Raw genomic sequence first — 16,769 nt, 5'->3', positions numbered from 1 at the left:
TCATGCGAGTTCGAAGTACGCAAAGCGCGACGGCGTATGGAAGGAGAAACTCAGGGTGCTTGCGAGGGCGATATGCGTCCCGTGATAGCGCTGCCGGAAAAGATTCCCGTAGACGACGGTACGTCCGTTCTTTTCGAATGCGATGTCGGAGAGCGGTATCCGTGCGGCGATGGACCATGCATGCCGCTTTCTCTCGATGATGACGGGAACATTCCTCCGCCATGGCCGGTTCCCCGTACCGTCGCGGATAAGGCGTTCTATCCTTCCGTCGGGCGATGCCTTGATGTATCGGTACGGATGATCGCGCCGCGGACCGAACATTATCTCCCAGTCATCGCCGTTATGTATTGTCGTGTCCGCTATCAGACGCGATGTGTCGCAGCGCTCCTCGATGCGTACATAAAGATGGGACGTATCGTGCATGATGCGTCCGGTGATCTTTTTTTCATACGGCGTCGCTTCGTAGATGGTGAACCATCGGTCGAGGAGGGTTCCTTCATCCCACGGAGCATGCGCGAGGTCGGATGCGCGTATACGCGGTACGCATATCGACGGCACCTTATGCATGCTGCGGAATTCGCCGGGCGTTATCCCGGTTCGGCGCTTGAAGAATCTGCCGAACGATTTCTCATTACTGAACCCGGCGCGTTCTGCGGTCTCCGGCACGGAGCGGCTCTCTGAAAGGGATCTGCGCGCGGTCGCGAGCCGTTCGGTGTCGATGCATGCTTCAGCGGTCATGCCGAATTCACGCTTGAACGCTTTCATGAAATATTTCGGGTGCAGCGCCGTAATCCCGGCGAGCATGGCTACCGATGTGCGGCCTTCCGAATCGATGATGTGACGCATGACGGCGGCCATGCGCGTATCAGCGCCGGGGAATATCTTTTCCGTACGGTTCACTTCGGTGAGGAGCGATTCGGCAAGCCGTGCTATCACCGAGCGGTCCGTTCCTGACGGCATGGATGTTAGCAGGGTGAATATCTTTCCCGCGGTCGAATAACGATTGATCGGCAGTGCGATAGGCCGATGCAGCGGCGGAAGCATCATCGTGTGAATGAATACCGAGCGGTAGGTACGGTCAGGGAATTCGATGCGGAACGTCCCCGGCGGAAAAATACCGATCATGCCTTTTTTCAGCACGAGCGGCTCACCTGCGGTAAAGCGTGCGCTTCCGGCAACGGCGAGCTCAATGCGCGTATACATCGTCGGCGGTTCATAAACAGCGCGGTACGATGTTTCCGTTCGGCCGATATCGAGGACGCGGAGGGTTATCATGTTGTGAACGGACGGAACCCTGTCGATAATGCCGGAGAATCCGCAGCGGCGCACGGTTTCCCATCGCGCCAGATGATCTTCGGATCGGCGATAACGGTGTGAATATCATTTCCCTGCGCGCGCCACGCGGCAAGATCGATGCCGTCCTTCGGCTCTTTGCCCGCTGCATTCCCTGCGATCACCGGAAGTTTGCCGCGCACATCCCAAAGACAGTTCGCATCGGCGATGATGACGCGTTTACGGATATCCGTGCCGTAGCCGCCGGCGTATATCGGTGTGCCGTTCACGATGAGGATATTCCGTTCGATGGTGAGCGATACTTCCGTTCCTTCGCGCCCGAGCGCTATCGCCGCGGTTTTCTCCGCGATGAAGATATTGTTTCGCACGATGCATTCCCTTCCATAATGCATGTGGAACGGCTCGCATGCGGTGTGATGGCAGATATTGTTCTCCACGATGACATGCGCGCTTCCTTCGTCAAGATAGATGCCCCAGCCGCCGTAATTAGCGTTCTCGATATTGTAAATGATGTTCCCGCGGACGATGGTCCCGGGCTGCACGCCGAGGAGATAGATGCCGCCCATGTCGGAGAGCCATCCGAAGCCGAGATCATGAATATGATTGTCGATGAAGTGATTGTCTTTCGATACGCTGTCGGCGAATCCCCATACCCATCCGCTTGATATGCCGGAATAATAGAAGTCATGTATATGATTGCGTGATACTTCATTGCCGAACGTATCCATGAGCATGATGCCGGTGGCGCTGTGGAATACCTGCCCGCCGTGATGGATGTGATTGTCCGCGATAACGCTGTTCCCCGTGCGTCGTACTGTCGGCCCTTCCGCGCGAGATCCCGTCTGCTTTATACCGCCCGCGCCGAGGTCGCTCATCGTATTGCGCGCGAATCGATTGCCGATGCAGCCATCCATGATATTGAACGCATAGAGCCCGACATGTTCCACGGTACAGTCCTCGAACGCGCAGCCGCGTGTGCCGGTCATCTCTATCGCGCCGCCCGCATGCGATGCCCCCTGCGCGGAAGCCGCATACTCGATGTCGGGGACTTTGTCGTGCACCGGCGCGCCCCCGCGCGGCATTATCCAGTCCGCATGCCGGAACGTGATGCCGCGGAGCGTTATGTTCTCGATGAAACGGTTCGTGTCGGGATCACCGTCGAAGCGCATGAGGGCTGTTACGCGCGGAGCGGCTATCTCGGTGTTCTCAGGCGTTTCACCGGGACGCGGATAGTAATAGAGTTTTGATGCTTCTTTATCGAGATACCATTCGCCCGGTTCGGTGAGGCCTTCGATGATATTGTCGATGTAGTATTTCGCCCATTGCGGTTTGAAATCATCCTTAAGCGCAAAAATGCTTCGGCGCTCTGATGTCACTATACCGGAGGCGTCATCGAACGAGGCTATCGGCATACGCTCTTCTGTCCAATAATGAAGAACGACTATCTCTGCATCCGTGATGTTCTTCCAGGGGCGCATATCACCTTTTTTTGCCTGAAACCGCCGGCTCCCGTCGAAGAGCTCCGCCTGCAACGTGATATCGGGAACACTCTCCATCCAGAAAAAACCCCGTTCGCTTGGTGTCGGGCCGACCTTCGGGAGGCGCGCCCGCGGACGCCGTTGTCCGTTGACGAAGAGCTCCCGGAAATACCAGCCGGTATTCCCCTGCGGTATGGAGGCAGTCCACACATCATGCCCGTTGATCTTTTCGGCTGAGAAACCGGTTATGCATTCTCCGCCGTCGATGACAGGCGTTTCGTTCTCGTACGCACGCAGGGTAACCGGCACGGAATCAGCCATTGTCAGCACAATGGTCTCGCGTATCCGGTATGTCCCGCCGCGAAGATATATCACGGCCGGTGATACGAGTGTGCCGCGGCTGTGTTCCTCGCGTACCGCTTTCAGCGCACGGGGTATCGATGCGAACGGGCCATCGGTTTTTGCCGCAGTGGGCGCATCGAGAGAACCCGACCAGCGATCATTGCCGGTGGGGGAGATATAGAACGTCGTTGTTTCCATGTGTTCCGTCCCGCAAGTCTGTTTTCGGGTATCGAAAGTATTTATATAGCGGTAGTTCAAATTAATCCAGAGCAAGGCAGGGGGGGGGCAGCCAGGTGTGTGCCATACCCAGGAATAACGAAACAGCGGGTTGCAACCCGCTGTTCTCTATTTTCGCGACAGTTCTACTATCGACTTGATGACGCGTCGAATTGGGTGTATACTTGCGCTGAAGTTAAACCCAAAGGGGGCGACGATGCTCGATATCCTGAATATCTTCAAACATCTCATGGACCTGCTCAAAAAGGACCAGAATCCGACAGAGGTGGGGCTTGCCATTGCGTTCGGTTTTGTCATGGCCTTTCAGCCGGTTTCATTGTTGTCCGTGGTCATATTCGTGATATTCTTCGTCATCAAGGTGAATAAGGCTGCCGGTTTTTTAAGTCTCTTCCTCTTTAAGATCATCGCGGTCGCCGTTGAGCCTGCTGTCGTTCCGCTCGGGGCTTTTGTCCTCATGGATATTCCTTTCCTTGTCCCGCTTTGGGCGAAGCTCCGGAACATCCCCATAGTCCCGCAAACGAAATTCTACAATACGGCCGTCATGGGCGGCTTCCTTGTCGGTATTATCGGATTTCTACCGATGTTCCTGGGCGGAAAAAAGGCGTATATATTCTACCGGGACAAGGTGCGCGATAAGATCCCGTTCCTGAGGCCAAAAAAGAAAACGGGCTCGGTGGTGAGCGTTACCGCAGGGGGCGCACGATGAATTGGATCAATGTAATAATACTTGTCATCGGTTCAGTCGGAACGATATCCCTTGAAATACTGTGTTCACCGCTGCTTGTAAAGTGGGCGATAGAGACGGGCGGTACCGCGCTTGTCGGTGCCAAGGTAGATGTCGGCGCAGCGACGGTACGCATCCACGATATTTCGGTCGATCTTACGCGGCTTGAAGTGACCGATGTGAACAACACGCAGAACAATATCGTCGATATCGGCCGTATACGGCTGGCGCTGAACTTGAATGCGCTCCTCGAATCGAAAACCATCATTGACGTAGCGGCTGTCGAGAACATCCGATTGAACACGAAACGCCGTTACGACGGCAGGGTATGGCGTACGAGATCGGCTGCTGCAAAGAAACCGGAAGCATCACGGCGCCCGTCGTTCGCCGAGGGGGCGATGGATACTGCGAAGAAGAAGCTTGAGATAGATTCGCTGCTCAAGGGGGAACTCGCATCAGTAAAGGATGACCGCTCCCTCGAGGCGTCCAGTACGGGTGTTACATAGAAATGGAAGACCGCGGTGGGCGCGATGGACTACGGGAAACAGGCGGCCGCTGCGGTGGAGAAGGTGAAGTCGCTCGATACGAAGCTCGATACCTCGAACCTCATCAAGGCACAGGAAGATGCACGCACGAAGATAGCGGCGATCACCGACGCAAAGAAACGACTTGATACCATCGTCGATGATATGACGGCGAAGAAACGTGCGCTCGATGCGGATATGGACTCGCTTTCTCAGCTTACTCAAGCCGCACAGAGCGCGGCACGCGATGAGTATAACGGCATGCTCCGGAAGCTCAATATCGAAGGCGTATCGATCGGTAATGTTGCGGAAATGGTGTTCGGCCCCGAGGTGACGGGCAGGCTTTTTAACGGCATGTACTGGCTTGACCGCATCAATAAGACCATACCGCCGAACGTTCGGAAGAACATCTCGATACAAAAAAATAAATTCGGTTCCCGCGGGTACGATATCGAATTCCCGCTCAGGGAGATGGCGTATCCCTCGTTCCGCATCGGTGTGATGCGCATCTCCTGCAACGAAAAAGCATACGCGGACGAGGCGCTCACATCGCCCTTCATCGCCGGCGAGATACGCGATATCACCTCCGATCAGGACCATGCCGGTATGCCGATGACGGCGAAGCTTTCCGTCATGGTGCCCGCATACCGCAACGCGGCAGGGGATGTTTCCGCGATGTTCGATCGCCGCGGCGGTGCATCGATCGACTCATACAAGATAACAGTAAAGGACATGCCGATAGCCGATCTCGTGCTCGGGAACGGCGCCAATGGGCTTCCGATGCGCATGCGGAGCTGCACAGCGAACGCCGATGCCGGAGTAACGTTCTCCTCGAACCGGTCCGATGCGGTGGTGCGTGTCGCGCTCAGGCGTATCGATCTTGAATTCAATACCAACGAACGCCTCGATGCATTCTCAGGCATCGTACGCGACACCCTTTCATCGGTGAAGAACATGACGCTTACGCTTGCGATGAAAAGTGAGAACGGGCGTGTTGAAACGTCGGTCGATTCGGACCTCGATAATCAACTCGCCGCCCGGCTCAAAAAATTGTTCGGCGACAAGGCCGATGAGCTTACGCGGTACTTGGAGAAGGAGTTCGACCGTGTCGCAGGGGCGGAGCAGCGGCGCGTGCTGACAAGCATCGGTGCCGACCGTGCGTCGATAACGGCGGGTTTCGGTGCGCAGGAGAAGGCGGTCTTTGCCGAGCGCGATAAGCTCGATCAGAAGAAAAAAGAGATAGAGAACAATCTGAACGCATATCAGAACGAGCTTAACCGCAAAGCGGACGAAGGCAAGAAGAAAGCGGAATCGGAAGCGAAGAACAAGGCGACGGACCTTCTGAAGCAGAACAAGATACCGGGTTTTTAAGGAACGAAGACGCGAGGATGTGTCCATGAAACGGATCGATCGTTCGGCGGATACGGTACGGCTCATGTCGCTTCGGGCGAGGATATTCGAGGATATCGCCCTGTCGATCAGCAGGGCGGATGATCTGAAGACGGTGCTTGGGCATATCCTCGCTTATATCAACGAGTATTTCCAGTCGGAGGCGGCATCGATAATACTCAAGGACGAGCTGTCGGAAAAGATCTACTTTTTTCATGCGCGCGGTAAGAGGTCGAAACGTATCGTGAGCTATCGGCTGAAGCCGGGGGAAGGCATTTGCGGCTGGGTGATCGAACATACGAAGCCGGTCCTTACGAACGCCCCGTATCTTGACCGACGTTTCAAGAAAGAGATCGACCGTGAGATCGATTTTCGGACGCGTTCCATGATATGTGTTCCGCTCATCGCCGGGAAGACGGTCATCGGTGCGGTGGAGATATTGAACAATAATGCGAGAAAGCGTAAATTCGTCCTCAAGGATGTGCGCGTGCTTACCGCCATCGCAAATCAAATGGCGATGCTTATACACAACAATCTCCTTGCCGAGAAGGCCCGTGAGCGTATGCTCGAGCTTAAAAGTCTTATCGCGGTAAGTTCGGCGGTGAACTCAACGCTCGATATCTCGCTCCTGCTTGACAAGATAATGGAATTGACGAAAAAGGTCATGCGTGTCGAGGGCTCATCGCTCCTGCTCGTCGATGTGAACGGCGACCTTGTGTTTCGCTCCGTCACCGGGAGCAGGAAGAGCCGCGTGAAAGAGGTGAAGATCCCTCGCGGCAAGGGCATTGCCGGATGGGTGGCAGAGGAGAATAAACCCTGTATCGTGAACGATGTGGCCCGTGACAAGCGCTTCTATCAGACGGCGGATGAACAGACGCGTTTCAAGACGAAACAGGTGCTGGCCGTGCCGCTCACGTACGGCGGGAGGGTGCTCGGTGTGGCCGAAGCGGTCAATCGCGTCGACGGCGGGGATTTCAATAACGGGAACATGAAGCTTTTCACGGCCATGGCCGAGCAGTGCGCCATGGCGATAAAGAACGCGAGCCATTTTCGCGATCTGCAGGAGTTGTTCCTGTCTTCGATAAAGGCGCTTTCTGACGCGATCGAGATGAAAGACCCGTACACGCGCGGGCATTCGGAGCGTGTCACCCTGTACAGTCTGCTCATCGCTGAGCGGATGGGACTCGCCCGTGAGATGCGGATGAACCTTCAGGTGGCGGGCATACTCCATGATATCGGCAAGATAGGCGTCGATGAAGCGATATTGAAAAAGCCCGATCGGCTTACGCCCGGCGAATATGATATTATCAAGAAGCATGTCATGAACGGCGTTGAGATAATGAAGCACATCAAGACGCATCCGGACATACTTCCGGCGATACGTGAACATCATGAGCGATTCGACGGTGCCGGTTATCCGGATGGGATAGCCGGGACGAAGATATCCATGCTCGGGCGCATCGTCGCTGTTGCCGATTCCTACGATGCGATGACGTCGGACCGTCCATACCGGACGCGGATGGCGGTAGAGGATGCCGTCAACGAGATCAAACGATGTTCCGGTACGCAGTTCGATCCGGCGATAGTGGACGTGTTCTCCGAACTCGCCATGAGCAGGGAATTATCAAAGCTTTTCAGCCAGGAGTGAGCGAGCGGTAAGTGCGCCTGTCACGGTTCAAAGAATATCCCGAGGGCATCGGGCAATGTGTTCTCCGCGACGGCATCGTACGCCTTCGCCGCTTCATCGAGCGTGAACGTGTGCGTCGCAAGCGAAGCGACATTCATGCGTTTGCTGAGCACATAGTCGCGAAATACGCGCATGTTGTGCCGCGTATCCCAGCGAACCCAACCGGCCGGATAGTCGCGTCCCTTCTCCCACGATTCATCCTTATACCCGGGGCCGGTGCGCGCGGCGCTGCGTATATCGATGTTGCCGAGCGCTGCGGCGAGCTGTATCGTGAACGTTGCCCCGCCGACGACCACGATAGGGCCCGTGCGATGCGTGTCGGGCGGCGTTATCATCAGATTATAGATCCCTTTGAGCGTTTCCGTGCCGTCGCCGCCGAAGCATATGATACCGCCGTCAACGCCGTCGCTTTCGGTGATATCTTTCACGGCTTTTTGCCCGGCATCGTCGGTAATGGATTTTACGCCGAGGTGCATGCCGTTGCTGAGCGCTTTTTTCAGACGGAAGTCTGATATATCGAGGCCGATGACCGTACATCCGGCGCTCGTGAGTATCTGCGACGCGAATTGTCCCACAATGCCGAGACCGGCGATGATGTATGCCTTGCCGAATTCCGGATCAAGCCGGCGCACCGCATGCATGGCGGTTATCGCAAGCGCCACATTTGCACCGTCCTCGAAGGACATCGCTTTCGGGAGTTTCATGCTGAGGTTCTGATTGACATTGGAATAGAGCGCATGCGTCGCCTGCCCGGCACCCATGGCCATCACGCGGTCGCCCTCGGCGAAACCGTCCACGTTCTTTCCTGTCTTGATGACCGTACCGGCTATCGAATATCCCGGGAACGTCGGTGAAGCCTTCGGATCCGGCTTCTTGCGCCGCGGAATGACACCCATCATTTCCGTTCCGACGCTTATCTGGCTTTTTGCCATTTGTACCTGTATCTGCCCTTCGCCGGGGTCGCCGAGTTCTCCGTCATGGATATACGCTTTACCCGCACCGTCGATAGCGACCGATCTGTTCTTCATACGTCTGGCTCCATCAGTGTGTGGCCATAATCTACTTCTTTGATGCGGATGCGTCAAGAGCCGATAGGATGCTTTACTTGTCCGATATAACGTTCATGCCGTATCACCTTGTGAGCTGTGGACCCTGCTCTACTGAGAGAAGAAATATTTCTCACGGAGTTCACTGGGGCCAGGGATAATGCGGGTCACTGTACGGAAGAGATGAACCGTATGCCCTGACGAACGAACGCATCACCGTCGGGGCAGACATCATGGAACATGCCGCGGGAGAAAGCGAAGTCCCCCCCGCGTAATGCGCTGTTGTACGATTCGAATATACAGTAGCCGTTAAACATCGCATTTGATAATGTATCGAGAAATGGCTCCCAGGGAACTATACCGCCGCCGGGCACGCCGCGATCGTTCTCGCAGGTGTGTACGCCCCAGAGACGCGGGAGCGCAGTGCGCGCCGCCTCCGCATAATCGCGTATCTCGGTCGTCAAATGGTAGGTGTCAAGGAGCACCGCGAGATTCGGATGATCGGCCGCTGCGATAAGGAGCATTGCCTGCGTCGGCGTGTTGATAAGGCTTACGCGAAAATGGCTCATCGGTTCGATGACGATATTCACCCCAAGCTTTTTCCCGTGCTCCGCGAGATGATTGAGCCCTTCGGCCGCATGTTCGAATTCATCCGATATTTTTCTCCGGTCGACATGCCCCGGATGAGAATAGAGCGCACCGGTATATGCTGCTGCTCCGCTCTCAGCGGCTTTTTCAATCCAGTTCGTATGCCAAGCTATCCCATTTTTCCGAACGGATGCATCGTCGGAGGAGATGTCAGCGGCCATCGGCCATACGCCGCCGGGGCTTACGATGACAGTAAGCCCGTTCTTCTCCGCGAGCGAGCGCACCGCTTTCGCGTCATAGTCGACATCGTCGCCGACGGCTATTTCAAGCGCGGATAATCCGAGCGAACGGCCGCGTTCGAAAAGGGGGTATTCCGACCGCGACCAGCGTTCCGTCCAGAGAAAGATATGAGCGCCGTACCGCATCGCTACTTCCTTATCTCGCGCAGGCGCACGTCATCGAACCATATCGTGCCCTTCGCGTTGTGAAAACCGATCCGGACATAGTTCACATCGCTCGGCTTGTCGCCGGTCTTGAATGTATGGCTTTCTTTTATCCACGGCGAACTTCCGCTGTACCATTTGCTCGGATAGAATCGGTTGCCGGGGCATCCGAACACGTTCATGTAACCACCGGAGTCGGAAGCGGCGGGATTGAGCTCGATGTTCTCGTACTTCACGTAATACGATATCATGTATTCGGTCTTCGGCTTGAGCGGCGGTATGTACTGATAGAATACCGCGCGCGTCGTGCCGGTGATGAGCTCCGTCGATGAGAGTTTCGCGCATTGCTTTCCGTGACGGAACGTGCCGGTCTCTATCGATGCAAAGCCTTTGGCCATGGCCCAGTCCTTCGCAGCGCCGTCGGGTGTATCCTCAAAGCTCCCGTTCGTAAGAATGTTGTCATTCACGATATCCGAGCGGCTTTTCAGCAGCGTAAGCGACCCGAACCGTTCCGGGTCATGGAAACCCTGTACGAGGAACGGACTCCATGACTGAAGCTGATTCTTCGCCGTTGTCTTCATGACCCGCGAACGGTTGAAGTTGATGACGAGATCGCTTCTCCCTTCCATGGAGAGCGGGACGAACAGTTCGACGGTATACCGGTCGCCGCCTCGTTTCACGGCATAGTGCGTCTTGCTGTTCCACGACCAGTCATGCGTCTTTTCGCGCACCATCTCATCGGCAAAACTGCCCGCAGCATTGACCATGATGTGACCGTATCGTACGCGGTCACCCGATGGGTTGATGAACACTTCCACACCGCTGTCCTGCCAGATGTTATTGTCGTCATTCGTACGCGCGAGCGCTATCATATCGCCGATATTCTCTTCCATGCATTCGAAGCCAATGTAGAGTCCCTCAGACGACCAGAGCGTCCGAACCGATGTGAGCGCCTTGACGTTCTCGTTCTTTTTATACGGAACGAGGAACGCCGATTCGGTAGCCCACGCCGCTTCGCTGAGCGCACCGTCAACGGTGATCCCTTCCGCGGGCACGGTCGTAAGCGTCAGGTCATCGAGCTCGCGTTTTTTGCCTGTCATCTGCGAACGGTATTTCACGAGGGCCCCATAGAGATAGTCGCGCATATATTTCACGCGGGAGAGCGCGGCTGCATCGCTTTTCGCCCGGTTCTCCGCCTCATCAAAAAGCACTTTCATTTCCGCGAGCTTTGCTTCCGTGAACACCGTGTTCCAGACATCGGCATCGCTTTTCGGCGTGAACTGCGGACCCATCTCCGTGTTCTTGTACTCACCGATGCAGGAATCCCAGAGTGATTCGAGCATGTCGTAGAATTTCGTCATCGGCGCCGCCCCCGCGCCGAACATCGATGCATGATGATCGGCAAGGAGCGCTTCCGCATCCGTCCCGTTGTCCCATGCCACCTTGAAAAACGAATACCAATTGAGATAATTATAGAGCCGGTAGCTCGTATCGCTCTGCAGGAACGCACCGGTAATATCCGCGGAGAGGCTCTTGTAGTAGGATAGTATTTTCCTTACTGAGAACGACGGGATGCCGAAGGGTATCTGATTGCCGTAATCGTTGATGTAGTTCCAGAGATATACCGACCGCGGTTTTCCGAGCTTCGCGTTCCACGCACGGATTATCGCATTATCCTTCGCCTGCTTGTCGGGGTATTTTTCCACCCAGGGACCCATCGGCGCTATCTGCAGGAGAACATTGTCCGGGAGCGCTATCTTCGGGACGTCGATGTATGCAGAATACGCCATGGTCGTGACCGTGCCCTTGACCCCGGAGGCTTTCACACGGTCGGCGATGCGTGAGACGAAACCGAACACATAGTCGCTGTAGCTCCCGTTGGTGCGGAAGAACTCCTCGCATTTCGGGCAGCGGCAGCGCGTGCGTTCGCCAAAACCGTCCTGCGGCATGATGTTCACGTAGCCCGGCTGGAATGCCCCGAGATTCCACACGGCGGTCTTGAAACGCTCCTGATACATGTTCCGTACCGTCGGCGGTTCTCCCTTGAGGTAGGAGAGGCAGTCAAGCGTTACTTCATCCTCAAGGCCTTTATTGAGCAGGCACAAATGGCCGCTGTTGTGGTCGAGCGAGATGTCGCGCTGTCCGTTCGGGAGCAATGAGAAAAAATCCGGGTTCGTCTTCCCGAAGCGTTCCACGAGCCCCATGCGGGAAAGACCGTGCGAGTTCGGTATGTACTCGGTCTGACAGCGCCAGTAGTGACGTTCGCGGTTCGCCCAGTGATACCCCTTGGGTGAGTTCTGGTCGGTGCCGTCCGGGAGGGGCACTTTCCCGTCAATGGACGTGAACGACGATCCGAGATACGAATACCAGCGGACATTGAAATCCGGTGCTTCGTAGATGTGCATCGGGTTCACGAGGAGTGTGCGTGCGGCGGGTACGACGATGCCGGCGTCGTCGGGAAAGAAGAAGCGTACGCCGAGAAAGCGCTCGAGGAGATCGTACACGGCAAAGAGCGTAGCCTTCTCGAAGTGCTGGCCCCAGTGGTTCATTTTGGTCACAAGGTCGGCGGGGTCCTTCTCAGCATCGTCATTCCCCGCAATGAGGATGATGTCGGTGCCGTTCGCGTTCACATGCGATATGATGAAGCTGTCGCGCGGGAGCGTTGGTGCTTTCACCGGGAGCGTACGGGATAGTGCATTGAAACCAATGAGGAGATTTACTTTCCCGGGAGCGATGGAAGCCATGATGGGAACATCAGCGGTGATCGCACGGGTGAGATACCGTTTCAATTCCTGTGCGGCGAATTTTGCCGTGGGCGTTGCATCCGCAGGAACGACAATGACCGTTCCCGGGACACCGTCCTTCGCGAGCGTGAGCGTGCGGCTTGTATCGATCGACACCTTGTGGTTCGCCGAATTTCGCGGGGCAGGGGAGATGAACACGGTTTGTGAATATACCGCCGCGGCGGCAAGAGTAACGAGAACGGATATGATCTTCATGGACGCGCTCCTTTTTTTTTACGGATATCTTTCACGGTCTTGCCGGGAACGATCTCAGGGGAATGGGTGACGACAATGCCGCCTTTTGCGAGCGAACCGTCGGATAGCATGGCGAAGGCCTTGTCCGCCAGGGCTGCTGCCGGCTGACGAACGGTCGTGAGGCCGAACATCGCTGTCTGTTCGGTATGTACGCCGTCGAACCCGCAGATGGAAAGCGATGCCGGTACGGATATGTTCCGGATAAAGCATGCGGACAGGAGATACATCGCGATATAGTCGCTGTAGGCGAAGATCGCCGTCGGTGCGTTCTTCGTGCGTCCGATCGATGTCAGGATACCGTCGATGAACGAGCGCTTCTTCCGTTCCGAATGGTATTGAAAGCTCGGTCGAGGTCCGAATGAAAAAACCAAACGCTCATCGAGCGGGATTCGATGCTCCGAGAGCGCCCGGCGGTATCCGGCAAATCTGCCCGTGTCGGAGGCAAGGTTCTCTCCGATGAAAGCGATGCGGCGATGCCCCTGCGCGATGAGGTGCGATGCAGCTCTATACCCGCCTGACTCAAGGTCGGTGAGAAAGAGATTGGCCTTTTCACTGAGCCCGGGAATCCTGTTGAAGAAGATGAAGCGTTCCATCTGACGGTTCACGAGACGCTTCACCAGATCGGAGTGCATGCCGCGCGTGACAATGATCGATTCTGGCGTGGCGAGGAGCCGCCTGAGGAGCGCAGCCTCTCCCGTACGCGGATCTGCAAGGTGAATATCGGAATCAAAACCATGGCGATGTGCCGCTGCCGCTGCCGCGGATGCAAAAAAAGGATAGAACGGATTGATGACATCGGGTATTATTATCTCGATGCGCTGCGTCTTCGTTGTACGCGCTGCCACATAGGTCCCGCTCCCATGACGTGTCTCAAGAACCCCCTCACGTATGAGGTCATGGACCGCGCGCGTAAGCGTTGACTGCGTAACGCCGAAATCTCTGATGAGCGATGCCTGCGCGGGCACACGCTGTCCCGGGCGGTATTTCCCTGCGGCAATATCGGCTTTGATGCTGTCCTTGATGCGTACGAAACGCGGGGTGGTATCGGTCATCTGGTCCTCAGTGAAGCGATTGAACCGGTGCACCGGTGTACTTTAATTATACTACATATCGTGAAGGGCTGTCAAGGGCGGAAAAAAGCCCCGGGATGACGGCCCGGGGCTCTCCTGTTCGCAGATCGAACGCTCAGCGCTTCACCCTGAGGATCTTCGTCTGCACTTCCCCGCCGTTCAGGTGATAGATGAGCGGCTCGGGGCGGTCGGTACCCTGCACGAATTTCGGACGTGCGGCCCACGGGGTCACCGAGAGCACATTCGCCATGTCCATCCAGTACTGCAGGCGCGATACCTTGAGATCCCACGTCATATGGAAATGGTTCGCCGGCGCATATTGCTTGTATTCCGCCATATCGGCATATTTCGGAACGACATAGGTGTGCGGCCACGTATTGTTCGAGGTGTCATACACTTTCTGTGAGAGTTTATCAGGCAGTGCAACTGTTTCTGCTTCGTCCCAGAAGAACGAGAAGAGGCCGGTGAGCGATGAATATGCCATGCGCCCGGCGATGCCCGTGATGCCCCCGGGGGACACGAAGAATACACTGTTGCCCATGCCGGGAAAATAGCCCTCATCAGCGAGCGGGAAGCGTACGCCTTTCATTATCTCTTCGACAGAGGCGCCGGCCTTTGCCGCCCAGTTGAACGATGCGCTGCCGGAATTATCGCCGTCGACGATGCCTTTTTTCGCCCAGAGCTCATTGCCGTATTTGATGCCCAGTTCATCGGCCGCTTTCTTTATCTCCCACGGTTCCCACACTTTGCGGAAGTCCATGAAGAGCGGCGGATTGCCGCCGGAAAGCCATGTCGAGAAGAGCATGGTAAGAATGCCCTGCACATCGGCCTCGGTGCCGAACGGAAGCGCGCTCTTCGGGCCATTATGATCGAACGTCGAATTGAAGAGCGATTCCATGATGTCGGCGACGGGGAGGGGAATGCCTCGTTTATCGCTGCCCCATTCGAGCTGGCTCATGAAGCCGCCCCCGACAGCGTTCAATTCCTTCATCACATCGCGGCAGATGAGATACATCGCGAGGGCTTGCGAGAATCGCTCTTCGTCCTTTGCATCGCGAAGCTCCACTTTCTCCTTGCCGAACGAGAGTATCCACTTTTTAAGGTCGTTGAGCTCGCTTTCCTTGTACGCTTTTTTAGAAAGCATATCGGCGATGAGTTTCATATCAAGTCGTGTTATCTCAAGTCCGAAGGTGTTCCTCGTGGGGAGCACGTGCGCGAGGGCCGTTTCCATTCCCATTGAGTCGTGCCCGAAAACGACGACGCGTCGCCCCTTGATGCCCTGATAGGTGACCGCAGCATAGCACCAGTCAACAAGCGCTTCTGCTGTTGCGTCGGTCATTACCGGGTTCGCTCCCGTATCCGCCCATGTCCCGACGTTGATATGGATAAGTCTGCCGTATTGGCTTACTGCCCCGGCGGCAGCATGCACGTATACAACGCCCGGTTTGGGACCGCTGTTGCCGCAGGTGAGATTGATCGGTGTGTCCGTAGGGAATTGCGAGAGGAGCGATATGAGCGTAAGCTGCGGGAAAGCCCAGGTGTCCGGCACGGCTACCAGTACATTGACGCCGCTGTCCTTGAACATGCGCGCGACCTGATCGGCCTGCTTCTCGCCGTCAATAAGGAGGTCGGTATAAACGACACGGACATCGGTGCCGTCGGGCATTTTTACTTTCGCGGCGATGATGTCGGCGGCCATCTTCACGATGTTGACGCAGCGTTTGCGCGATGCATCGTCGATACGAGGGTCGCTCGTAGCGAATACACCGATAACGGGCTTGCTGGAATCACTTTTTGCGGATGTTTTCAACTGCTCTGCTGTCGCCATGTCTTACTCCCTGGAAAATGCTATGATATGACCGAGATTGTACAGTAGACTATATGAAATTCAACTGCCTTTGTACACCGCTGGGATTGACATTTACGTGTACTATATTGGCTTTTTATGCGGAGTGAGGAACGCTGTTATTCCTGCATTGATGTACTGTGCTGAAAGGCTTTCCGCGGCCGCCTTGAGCTCCCGCGGAATAGTGCTTCTGACGTCCTTGGTATATCGGCTTGTGGGCAGGTACACGCCCAGAGCGCAGGCGACCGTACGGTCGGCACCGAACACGGGGGATGCGAACCCCATGGTCTCTCCCTGATGGATGATGGATATGCCTTTGCGTCGTATCGATGCAAGCGCTGCATGAAGGCCGCTTCTTGTGACAGCGTTCCTCCATTCCTCCGCTTTCGGAAGACCCTGTCGTTCGATGAATTCCCTGAGAGCAGGCGCCGACATATAGGCAAGGAAAACCCGTCCTGTGGTGAATGCATATGCCGATTCGGTGCGTGACATGTTCATGTTCACGGTCACTTCTCGGATGCATTGTGCTTCGGCTATTACCCGCCGATCGCCGTTCTCAAGCACGGCAGCGACGACGGATTCGCGAAGCGTTCCCGAAAGCCCGGTCATCGCATCACGCAGGAGCGGCATGGCCGCGGCACCATGGTAGGCCGAAACAAGCCTCGCGCATCGGTTCCCGAGCGAATACCGCCCCGCATCGTTCTTCGCAAGATAGCCGAGGTCCTTGAGGGTTTTCAGTATGTTCGCAGTCGTGTTCTTCGGGAGATCTGCGGCGAGGGCGATATCCCTGAGCGGTGAACTCCCGCATTGGCCGATATGCTCTATGATGCCGAACGCCCGCCCGAGAACTTGTATCATGCTGCGCTCCGATAGTGTCCCATGGGTTCAGTATATGCGCCCTTGTCGCGGCGTCAAGAGAGTATACAATAATAATGAATACAATAATAATGTATACATCGTCTTGACAGCGGTTTGCGATACTGCTATACTGGAAGGGAGTTGCAGGGATCGGTTCAATAATATTGTATCGATACAATTGACAATATTGCCCGAATGGTCTATAC

Annotated in this window: 12 protein-coding genes; 4 read left to right on the top strand and 8 right to left on the bottom strand. The window is 55.8% G+C overall.

Annotation, left to right across the window (positions count from 1 at the left end):
- Positions 1-1,275, bottom strand: a complete 1,275-nt coding sequence (locus tag AABZ39_11455) for a helix-turn-helix domain-containing protein (GenBank protein MEK6795388.1) — start codon at positions 1,273-1,275, stop codon at positions 1-3.
- Positions 1,272-3,311 carry a right-handed parallel beta-helix repeat-containing protein gene (locus tag AABZ39_11450; protein MEK6795387.1) on the bottom strand — a complete coding sequence of 680 codons (2,040 nt, stop codon included), beginning with the start codon at positions 3,309-3,311 and terminating at the stop codon, positions 1,272-1,274. Before AABZ39_11450 ends, AABZ39_11455 begins: the two co-directional genes overlap by 4 nt.
- A 235-nt stretch (positions 3,312-3,546) precedes the next feature.
- Between AABZ39_11450 and AABZ39_11445 the strand changes: the two genes are divergently transcribed.
- From AABZ39_11445 to AABZ39_11430, 4 genes are read left to right on the top strand one after another with little or no spacing between them, the layout of a single operon-like run.
- The gene (locus AABZ39_11445) at positions 3,547-4,056 is read left to right on the top strand and encodes a TIGR03546 family protein (GenBank protein ID MEK6795386.1); all 510 of its coding nucleotides are present in this window, start codon (positions 3,547-3,549) and stop codon (positions 4,054-4,056) included.
- Positions 4,053-4,580: a hypothetical protein gene (locus AABZ39_11440; protein MEK6795385.1), complete on the top strand. Its 528-nt coding sequence runs from the start codon at positions 4,053-4,055 to the stop codon at positions 4,578-4,580. The genes AABZ39_11445 and AABZ39_11440 overlap by 4 nt, the downstream gene beginning before the upstream one ends.
- A gap of 24 nt (positions 4,581-4,604) precedes the next feature.
- A complete protein-coding gene (locus AABZ39_11435; protein MEK6795384.1) occupies positions 4,605-5,969 on the top strand; it encodes a hypothetical protein in 1,365 nt (454 codons plus the stop codon).
- A gap of 25 nt (positions 5,970-5,994) precedes the next feature.
- The gene (locus AABZ39_11430) at positions 5,995-7,635 is read left to right on the top strand and encodes an HD domain-containing phosphohydrolase (protein ID MEK6795383.1); all 1,641 of its coding nucleotides are present in this window, start codon (positions 5,995-5,997) and stop codon (positions 7,633-7,635) included.
- A gap of 20 nt (positions 7,636-7,655) precedes the next feature.
- Here AABZ39_11430 and AABZ39_11425 read toward each other — a convergent pair whose 3' ends face one another.
- The 6 genes from AABZ39_11425 to AABZ39_11400 form a co-directional block, all read right to left on the bottom strand.
- A complete protein-coding gene (locus AABZ39_11425; GenBank protein MEK6795382.1) occupies positions 7,656-8,702 on the bottom strand; it encodes a zinc-binding alcohol dehydrogenase in 1,047 nt (348 codons plus the stop codon).
- A 185-nt stretch (positions 8,703-8,887) separates the two neighbouring features.
- Entirely contained in the window at positions 8,888-9,733 is an 846-nt protein-coding gene (locus tag AABZ39_11420; GenBank protein MEK6795381.1) for a sugar phosphate isomerase/epimerase family protein, read from the bottom strand.
- A gap of 2 nt (positions 9,734-9,735) precedes the next feature.
- Complete coding sequence (locus AABZ39_11415) at positions 9,736-12,750, bottom strand: DUF4838 domain-containing protein (protein MEK6795380.1); 3,015 nt, start codon at positions 12,748-12,750, stop codon at positions 9,736-9,738.
- The gene (locus tag AABZ39_11410) at positions 12,747-13,841 is read right to left on the bottom strand and encodes a GntR family transcriptional regulator (GenBank protein ID MEK6795379.1); all 1,095 of its coding nucleotides are present in this window, start codon (positions 13,839-13,841) and stop codon (positions 12,747-12,749) included. The genes AABZ39_11415 and AABZ39_11410 overlap by 4 nt, the downstream gene beginning before the upstream one ends.
- A gap of 133 nt (positions 13,842-13,974) precedes the next feature.
- Complete coding sequence (locus AABZ39_11405) at positions 13,975-15,687, bottom strand: hypothetical protein (protein ID MEK6795378.1); 1,713 nt, start codon at positions 15,685-15,687, stop codon at positions 13,975-13,977.
- A gap of 102 nt (positions 15,688-15,789) precedes the next feature.
- The gene (locus AABZ39_11400; GenBank protein MEK6795377.1) at positions 15,790-16,563 is read right to left on the bottom strand and encodes an IclR family transcriptional regulator; all 774 of its coding nucleotides are present in this window, start codon (positions 16,561-16,563) and stop codon (positions 15,790-15,792) included.
- Between the last annotated feature and the right edge of the window lie 206 nt (positions 16,564-16,769).

Source organism: Spirochaetota bacterium (assembly GCA_038043445.1).
Lineage (GTDB): Bacteria > Spirochaetota > Brachyspiria > Brachyspirales > JACRPF01 > JBBTBY01.
This window is presented reverse-complemented; position numbering and strand designations above follow the sequence as displayed.

What these genes read in the sequence shown, in the direction of transcription:
- AABZ39_11455 (MEK6795388.1), bottom strand. Translation starts at nt 1,275, where the DNA reads ATGATAACCCTCCGCGTCCTCGATATCGGCCGAACGGAAACATCGTAC.
- AABZ39_11450 (MEK6795387.1), bottom strand. Translation starts at nt 3,311, where the DNA reads ATGGAAACAACGACGTTCTATATCTCCCCCACCGGCAATGATCGCTGG.
- AABZ39_11435 (MEK6795384.1), top strand. Translation starts at nt 4,605, where the DNA reads ATGGACTACGGGAAACAGGCGGCCGCTGCGGTGGAGAAGGTGAAGTCG.
- AABZ39_11410 (MEK6795379.1), bottom strand. Translation starts at nt 13,841, where the DNA reads ATGACCGATACCACCCCGCGTTTCGTACGCATCAAGGACAGCATCAAA.
- AABZ39_11430 (MEK6795383.1), top strand. Translation starts at nt 5,995, where the DNA reads ATGAAACGGATCGATCGTTCGGCGGATACGGTACGGCTCATGTCGCTT.
- AABZ39_11405 (MEK6795378.1), bottom strand. Translation starts at nt 15,687, where the DNA reads ATGGCGACAGCAGAGCAGTTGAAAACATCCGCAAAAAGTGATTCCAGC.
- AABZ39_11420 (MEK6795381.1), bottom strand. Translation starts at nt 9,733, where the DNA reads ATGCGGTACGGCGCTCATATCTTTCTCTGGACGGAACGCTGGTCGCGG.
- AABZ39_11400 (MEK6795377.1), bottom strand. Translation starts at nt 16,563, where the DNA reads ATGATACAAGTTCTCGGGCGGGCGTTCGGCATCATAGAGCATATCGGC.
- AABZ39_11440 (MEK6795385.1), top strand. Translation starts at nt 4,053, where the DNA reads ATGAATTGGATCAATGTAATAATACTTGTCATCGGTTCAGTCGGAACG.
- AABZ39_11445 (MEK6795386.1), top strand. Translation starts at nt 3,547, where the DNA reads ATGCTCGATATCCTGAATATCTTCAAACATCTCATGGACCTGCTCAAA.
- AABZ39_11425 (MEK6795382.1), bottom strand. Translation starts at nt 8,702, where the DNA reads ATGAAGAACAGATCGGTCGCTATCGACGGTGCGGGTAAAGCGTATATC.
- AABZ39_11415 (MEK6795380.1), bottom strand. Translation starts at nt 12,750, where the DNA reads ATGAAGATCATATCCGTTCTCGTTACTCTTGCCGCCGCGGCGGTATAT.